The 7,123-nt window shown below is 62.9% G+C and carries 10 protein-coding genes; 4 read left to right on the top strand and 6 right to left on the bottom strand.

The window, feature by feature from the left end:
* The first annotated feature begins 430 nt into the window (after window positions 1-430).
* On the top strand, window positions 431-946 hold the full coding sequence (locus tag FS320_RS34725; RefSeq protein ID WP_152716936.1) for a hypothetical protein: 516 nt from the start codon (window positions 431-433) through the stop codon (window positions 944-946).
* A 182-nt stretch (window positions 947-1,128) separates the two neighbouring features.
* On the opposite strand, the gene FS320_RS49960 is transcribed toward FS320_RS34725, so the two are convergent.
* Entirely contained in the window at window positions 1,129-1,452 is a 324-nt protein-coding gene (locus FS320_RS49960; protein ID WP_274597252.1) for a DUF3616 domain-containing protein, read from the bottom strand.
* 1 nt (window position 1,453) lies between these two features.
* A complete protein-coding gene (locus tag FS320_RS34730; protein ID WP_202882931.1) occupies window positions 1,454-2,239 on the bottom strand; it encodes a DUF3616 domain-containing protein in 786 nt (261 codons plus the stop codon).
* 345 nt (window positions 2,240-2,584) lie between these two features.
* Here FS320_RS34730 and FS320_RS34735 point away from each other — a divergent pair, with 345 nt between their 5' ends.
* Both FS320_RS34735 and FS320_RS34740 read left to right on the top strand, forming a co-directional pair.
* Window positions 2,585-3,235 (top strand): hypothetical protein, encoded by a 651-nt coding sequence (locus FS320_RS34735; protein ID WP_152716937.1) that lies wholly within the window; start codon window positions 2,585-2,587, stop codon window positions 3,233-3,235.
* Between the two features lie 171 nt (window positions 3,236-3,406).
* Complete coding sequence (locus FS320_RS34740; protein WP_152716938.1) at window positions 3,407-4,612, top strand: L,D-transpeptidase family protein; 1,206 nt, start codon at window positions 3,407-3,409, stop codon at window positions 4,610-4,612.
* A 43-nt stretch (window positions 4,613-4,655) separates the two neighbouring features.
* On the opposite strand, the gene FS320_RS34745 is transcribed toward FS320_RS34740, so the two are convergent.
* Entirely contained in the window at window positions 4,656-4,922 is a 267-nt protein-coding gene (locus FS320_RS34745) for a hypothetical protein (RefSeq protein ID WP_152716939.1), read from the bottom strand.
* A 474-nt stretch (window positions 4,923-5,396) separates the two neighbouring features.
* Here FS320_RS34745 and FS320_RS34750 point away from each other — a divergent pair, with 474 nt between their 5' ends.
* Entirely contained in the window at window positions 5,397-5,576 is a 180-nt protein-coding gene (locus tag FS320_RS34750; protein WP_152716940.1) for a hypothetical protein, read from the top strand.
* Window positions 5,577-5,600: 24 nt separating this feature from the next.
* Here the strand turns inward: FS320_RS34750 and FS320_RS34755 are convergent, their stop codons facing one another.
* From FS320_RS34755 to FS320_RS34765, 3 genes are all read right to left on the bottom strand, one after another.
* The gene (locus FS320_RS34755; RefSeq protein ID WP_152716941.1) at window positions 5,601-6,266 is read right to left on the bottom strand and encodes a dihydrofolate reductase family protein; all 666 of its coding nucleotides are present in this window, start codon (window positions 6,264-6,266) and stop codon (window positions 5,601-5,603) included.
* Window positions 6,259-6,759, bottom strand: coding sequence for a VOC family protein (locus FS320_RS34760; protein ID WP_338105593.1), 501 nt, complete (start codon window positions 6,757-6,759; stop codon window positions 6,259-6,261). The genes FS320_RS34755 and FS320_RS34760 overlap by 8 nt, the downstream gene beginning before the upstream one ends.
* A gap of 11 nt (window positions 6,760-6,770) precedes the next feature.
* Window positions 6,771-7,123, bottom strand: a 353-nt coding sequence (locus tag FS320_RS34765) for a VOC family protein (protein WP_192926378.1), incomplete at its 5' end; no start/stop codon positions are given.

Raw genomic sequence — 7,123 nt, forward strand, 5'->3', positions numbered from 1 at the left:
TTCGAAGCGGTGCGGGATCTGCAAGTGGATTGATCCCCATTGGACGGGGCCTCGGTACCAGATGCGAAGTCCGCAGCACGAGCTTGGCGGTGTCAAACCGTCAAAATCACTGTGCTAAGGATCTAGAGGGCGAATGACACCTCCAGGGTGACCGCCAAGGCAGTCTCGCGCTGGAGGTCGGCACCCTGCTATTCTCCCTCGCTGTCAGAGCGGCCCTGGAGAGCATGCGGCTTTGTCGGGCCGCTCTGCTGCTGCTTTGGCATCTGTCCTCACTGATGGGCCAGGAGCCGTGTCGCGATGGCGCGCTCTAAATCCGGCGTCCCGATCGCTTCGTGTGGGATCTGTGGATCTAGGGACCGCAGCGTGAGGTTTGGTTAGGATCTGCGAACTACCGTGCTGCTCCGACACCTCTTTGATCGGGGTCAGCACCATGAGAGGCCTCCTGCTCGCCGCTATCGGACTTGCCTTGGTGTCTCCCACAGCGTTTGCTGACGGCACGAACCTGGCGGGGTCCCTCTGGCACTGCACCCGCGCAACTGATCAGTCGCAGTTCGTCATCACCTTCTACCCGGGCGGCGGCGTCGGGGGAGGGGAGTTTCAGAATGATGAGGTGAGCCCCTACATCTTCGATACCTCTCGGACAAAACCGGGGGAGTGGCCCGGGAGGTGGGACCAGACAGGCCAGCGTTTCACATGGGCTTTCCCAGATCAGAGGATTCGGATTGAAGGCAGCCTCACAGGACTTGGCCAGACAACAATGCGGCTCGCCGGAACCGAAACCTCGCTGGCGGGGCGATCAGCCGTGACGTGCAGCGCTCTTTCAAAGCTGCCAAAGATCGGGGCGGGGCTCGTCGTCCCAAGGAACAGCCGCTTCATTGACCTTGATGGAGAGGAGGGCGAGCTGAAGGTGCCGGCGGGGATTTCGCTCCAGCCGCAGGAACCGTGACCATCTCCCCGACCGCGCGACGGGAGTAGCGTTAGAACAAGAAAGCGGCGGCGTCTGACTTTTGACCCGGGGGCCCTGGGTTCGGGGGCCAGTGCGCTCTCCGACACGATCGAAGGGTCGCCGGCATCTGCCCATTGAGCCGTTTTCGTCCGGGTCGCCCATAGGGTCGTCAGACGCTCCGTTCAGCTCTGGCCTGAACCTGCGCGACGCGGACAAATCACGTCAGCCCGCACGGTGAACGTGTCAGGGTCGGTTCGCTCCGGAGCCGGGGCATCATAGATGATCAGCAGGGCGCCAGCGCCTGCTTCAGGCCAGAGTTCCAGCCCCTCCGGGTGATCCACATGCAGCCGATAGGGCAGTTCGGCGACAGTCTCAACGCGCTCGGGCGCAATGACCCCGGAGCCGTCATCCTGAGCCGCATCCCGCCACCGCAGGACGAACGCCGGCCCCTCCAGCGACATGGTTGGCCCCACCAGCAGAAGAAGATCATCGCCCGCAAACCGCATATCACGGATCCCCAGCCCTCGAGTGTCGAGCAGATGCTTGCGGTAGCGTCGCGCGCCATCGATCCGGCGGGGCCTTCAGCCGGTCTCGCGCTTTTGGCAACAGCTCCAGATCGAGAACCACGGCATGGCCCCGCAGCACGGGACCGCGCAGCCCCAGCCAGACCCGGCTCCCGCGCACCGCCAAGCCCTCGACATCGAGGCCGTTCTCTTTAGCCGGGATAGTCAGAAACGGCTCGAGGTGCGGATCTGCCGCCAGCCAGCGCTCAAGGGCGCTCCGCTTCTTGCCGAGCCTGAGCCAGGCGGCCTGCCGCTCACCGTCGGATCGAGCAGGGGTGAAGAGCCCCGGAGCCTCCCCCACCAGAGGAATACGGCCCAGGAAGTAGCGGTTGGGCTCGCGCTCAATCTCCACCATGCTCTGAAGGGCTTGGCTGCGGTCGGCCTCATCCCGCTTGGGCTTGGAGCGCTTACGCGAATGCGACCCGACAATCCAAAGGAAGCCATCCGCCGCACACAGCCCCTCAATGTCCATCTCGCCGTCCGCACCGGCTGGCAGGTCAACCAGAGCCTCCAGGGCGACATGCTGATGATCGCCGAAGCTGCCGTCGTCCAGGCGCCGGAGCCGTTCGATGCTTGCGGTCTCGTCGCAGGCGAGGAAGAGACAATCCCCGACGCGGGTGACGGCGGAAAGGTCCTTGTGCAGTGGGTCGTCCACATGCCGCAGCGGTCGCCAGTCGGAGAAGGTGAGGGGAACTTGATCGATGGCTTCTGCGGGGCTGGTGTCCGGCATGATGACTCCTGAGGAACGGTGATGCTGGAACATCAACGCACGAGTCAGAGCAGGGTCTTTCGTCTGTTGCAATTTGGAGAGCATGAGGTTTCGTGGGGCAGATTGCGAGGCCCCTCCGGAAAAGGCAGTGATTGAAACCCGAGCACTGGCTGAGGCAGCAGAGACAAGACTGAAAGCAACATCGTTGCCCCATACTTCCTTATGCTCTCCTTCGAGATCGATGGGAGGAATTCCACCTCTGCAAAAGTTGTGGCCGTCGCGCAACGCCGGACCCGAGAATGCTCAGGTCCGATTGACTGAGTTCCTGTGAAAGGTAGGTTGTCCGCCCCTTCGCCGACAACCGCCATGAGATTCTCAACCTCCATCAACCAGCGGGCCGCGATCCCCGTTCTCGCTTTCCTGTCCCTGACAGCCGGGACGCAGGCGCAAACCCTGAACGGCATCAGCATCGGGGAGGAGATCGCAGCTGCGTCGAGGATCGCCGGAAAGCCAACAGCCAAGGTTGCTGCCGGGCCCCACGAAGAGATCAGGTGGAGCCTGCCCGATGGGAACAAGTTTTCACTCGCCACACATCCCGGAAATGGTCGGATCGCCTATGCCGAGGAGACCTGGGGAGGGCGCCCCGACGGCAGGCCTGCCGACTTCCCGGGGTTTAAGTACGGCGAAACCACCCTGGCGGACATTCGCAAGCATGCAGAGAACAACGGCTTTGCCTTCATCGAGCGCCTCCTCGATGAAAGGCCCGATGGGCTGCGCCTGTTCAACTCCTACGAGGTCGAGGGGCGCCCCGGTCTCGTCGTGACCTTCGTTATCAAGATGTCGAAGGTCGACTCGCAGAGGCTCAAGAACAAGCAGGAAGGTGTTGACATCAACCGGTCGGCCAGGCTGGATTCGATCATCCTAGGAGACGCCGGCTACTTGGAATCGATCTGGGGTCAGGCCAAGCTAAAGGGCAAGAAGTACAAGCCAATCAAGTGGGCGTCGGTCCGCCCATAGGTTTTATCAGCATGCTGTAAGTACACTCGGCGGAAAAGCCGACCAAGCGGCTTCATCGGGTTCTCCGAGCCCAGAGCTAGCCACTTGTTGCCGCAATTGCCTGCGAATGGCAGATCCGCCCTGTTGCTCACGCGATCGGTGCCGTTTGTGCCCCGCAGCCGAAAGTCGCCCATGATCTCCATGCTCAGATGTGTACATCGCCTCATCCTGGCTCTTATGGCCGCTGTCCCGATGGGACAGGCCGTGCAGGCTGCGCCTGGATATCCGAAGCACGAAGCTCCCATTCCTCCAGCAACCGTGGCTCTGATGAAGAGCAAGGGCACCTCTCCCACGGAGCCGATGCTGATCCGCGTCTACAAGAAGGAAGCGGAGCTGGAAGTCTGGAAGCGCAGCACCAGCGGGCGCTATATTCGCCTCAAGACCTTCCCGATCTGCCGCTGGTCAGGCCAACTCGGTCCCAAGCGCAAGGAGGGCGACCGGCAGACGCCAGAAGGCTTCTATGCCATCACCGCCACCCAGATGAACCCGAACTCCAAGCATTATCTCTCCTTCGACACCGGGTTCCCCAACGCCTATGACCGAGCTCATGGGGCCACCGGGTCCGCCCTGATGGTGCACGGAACATGCTCCTCCGCCGGCTGCTATGCCATGACGGACACGGGCATGTCGGAGATCTACGCCCTCATGCGAGAGGCGTTCAAAGGTGGCCAGAAGGCCGTCCAGCTACAAGCCTATCCGTTTCGCATGACGGCAGAAAACCTCGTCCGGCATCGCCTGGACCCGAACTTTGCGTTCTGGCGCCAACTCAAGGAGGGCTCCGATCGCTTCGAGGCGCGCGGCGAAGAATTCGTCGTTGGCGTGTCGGCGGGGCGATATGCCTTCCGACCAGCCCAGAGTCCGGAGACGGAAGCAGAGATGCGGGCCTACCGGGCCATGGAAGAGGATCACATGGCGGTGTTGCTGGAGGAGGGCAGGGCGGCCATCCAGACCACCTATGCCGATGGCGGGCAGCACCCATCGTTCACCGCCCTGTGGCGCCGCGGCGTCTCGCTAGGGGAGGTGAGCCGTCCCGAGGCTCTGGCCTATGCCGGGCTGGAACGTGTGATCACGCCAGCGCGCGCGACACAACTGGTGTGCCTTGGAACAGGAACTTGCGCACCCTCTGCTAACGAAGTGAAGTCGATCTCGCCTCCGGCTACGGAAGAACGGCTCCTGCCCATCGTACCGCTGGACGGCCCGTCCATGTGGTTGAAGGAGTTGCCGTCGCTGTTTACGTCCGCCCCGGTCGGTGGCGCTCTGATGAGCGTCACACACGACCAGTCGATGATCTTAGGAGCCCAGGAGATCGTGCCTGCCCGCTTGGCAATGCAGCTTTGATCGGCGTTTGCGCCATAGGGAGCTTGGATTTCTGGCCGATACGTTAGGGCTGCGTATCGCGGATAACCAGCTTTCCGACCACAAGCTCATCGATCTCCAGGCGACCGATCCGCGCCCTTCCGACCACCAGTCGCCCAACCGCGAGAGCGCCGATCGCGCATGCCCCAAGGGCCACAGCGCCGAGCGCTATGGCGCCCACTGAGGAAGCTCCGACCCTGGCCCTTGCGATGGCGACGCCTCTCGCGGCAACCAAGCCATGAACGGTCCTGTTTCGATCCATCTCATGACGGCTCATGCGATCACTCATCATCCTGCTCTCCTCAAGGCTCGGAAGGCTGGTTTAGGCAGAGAACACTCGCCGGTGCAGCCATCCTTGACGTGAAACGGCGTGGCGAGACAGTGCACCCGATCGTCGATGTCCTGCACGAACGCATCGGCCCTACGGTATTCACGCCCGGTCACGTGCCATGGGCGCTACCGGAGACCTCTGCGAGCATACCACGCTGCCAGAAGCCGATGCATCTGCAGCCTCGCGCTTGCGACCTGTTCGACTCATCGCGCAGGCTGCTGCACCGACCTCAGCGCTCTGAGCGTTTATGGCCACTTCTGGCATGAGGCAGACCGAAGGCTAATTCCCCCGTGGCGAGATAAGCGGACCTTCACACGGCCAAGCTGAAGAGCAGTCCGTGACCCAACTCGGACGCCACAACGACTCAGTCACAAACTCCGAAGCTGGCCGAAACCGGACCGACCGCTTTCGAAGCTAGGAGGCTGAAGGCTGCCCATGAAAACCTACGACCCACCCAGTGCTCGTCCGGGATCGATCACCGCCGACCAGCAGGAGGAATTGTCCGAACGTCCAACGGCGACGCAGCTCGCCGCCGTTCTCCGGGTGACCGAGGCCAAGCATTCGGAACTTGGACGGGTCCGGTCCGCCCATAGCGCGATCAGCACCTTCTCCTGAATGGGTGGCCGAAGTGCTGCAGGTTCACCAGCGACCCTCCGCCTGACGCTGACGGAGCGCAAGTTCGTCATCGCTTGGGGGTTTTGTGGCAAAACTGCCGGTGCGAACCTCTCCATCACGCGCAAACGATGCGAAGTGGACGCCCTTCGGCGAGTGCGCCTGCTCGACCAGTGTCCATGAACGGGCTGTCGCCGGATCGCCCGAATACCAGCGCTTGCCGCGCCCAAGCATGACCGGAAAGGTGATCAATGCCAGTTGATCGACAAGGCCTGCGGGAAGCAGCGTCTGGTAGAGCATGCTGCTGCCCTGGATCAGCAGGTCCGGTCCATTGCTGGCCTTGAGGCGCGCGACAGCCTCGGCGGGATCGCCGACGAGGCGCTGGCTGTTGTTCCACGTCAGCGGCCGTTCGGACGATGTCACGACATGTTTTCGAACGGCATTGAACATCTCGCCGATCGGCTGGTCGCCGTTGTGCGGCCAATACGCGGCGAAGATCTCGTACGTTCGCCGGCCCAGCAGCAGCTCATAGCTGCCGCCCAGCAGCCGCCCCATCGGCTCGTCCAGCGTGTCGTCGAAATAGGGGAACACCCAGCCGCCGTGCGCAAAGCCGGTCTGGTCCTCCTCCGGCCCGCCCGGTGCCTGGATCACGCCGTCGAGTGACTGGAAAAGGGAGCCGATGATTTTACGCATCGACGACTACTCCGCGCTCCGCAGCCTCGATCCGGGCGATGTCGATCTTGCGCATGGTCATCATCGCTTCGAACGCTCGCCTGGCCGCGGCCTTGTCGGGATTGCTGTTGGCCCGCAGCAGCGCACGGGGCGTGATCTGCCACGAAAAGCCCCAGCGATCCTTGCACCAGCCGCACGCACTTTCCTGCCCGCCATTGCTGACGATGGCGTTCCAGTAAAAGTCGGTCTCGTCCTGGCCGTCGGTCAGGACCATGAAGCTGACCGCCTCATTGGCCTTGAAATTGGGTCCGCCGTTCAGGCCAACGAACGGCCGGCCGAGCACGGTGAACTCGACCGTGAGTTCGGTGCCCTCTGTCCCACCCGGAAAGTCTGACGGGGCGTGCATAGGAGCGCCAACCCTGCTGTCGGGAAAGGTTGCGGCGTAGAACTCCGCAGCCTTGCGGGCTTCCCCGTGATCGAACCACAGGCAGGTCATGAGCTTGTTGCTGGTCACGATATTTTTCCTCACTGACGCGGGCCGACCAGTCCGAAGACAGCGCCCTGGGGGTCAACAGCGGTCAGCGAATACTCGCCGCCCGGGATTTCGCTGGGGCCGTGAAGGATCGTGCCACCGCCGGCCCGCACCGCGTCCGCTGCCCGGTCGATGTCGGCGACTCCGATGTAGAAGGTCCATGCCGCCTGGGGCACCTGCGGCATCCTCGGCATGATGGCGCCGATCATGATCTCGCCTTGGTAGAGGAAGCGGTAGGAGCCGAAGTCGCCCATATCCATGTCGCCCTCCTGCCGCCAGCCAAAGTGCCGGGTGTAGAAGGCGACCGACCGATCCTGGTCGCTGGCCTGCAACTCGTTCCAGCGGA

This window comes from Microvirga tunisiensis (assembly GCF_009296175.1).
In the GTDB taxonomy this organism is placed as follows: domain Bacteria; phylum Pseudomonadota; class Alphaproteobacteria; order Rhizobiales; family Beijerinckiaceae; genus Microvirga; species Microvirga tunisiensis.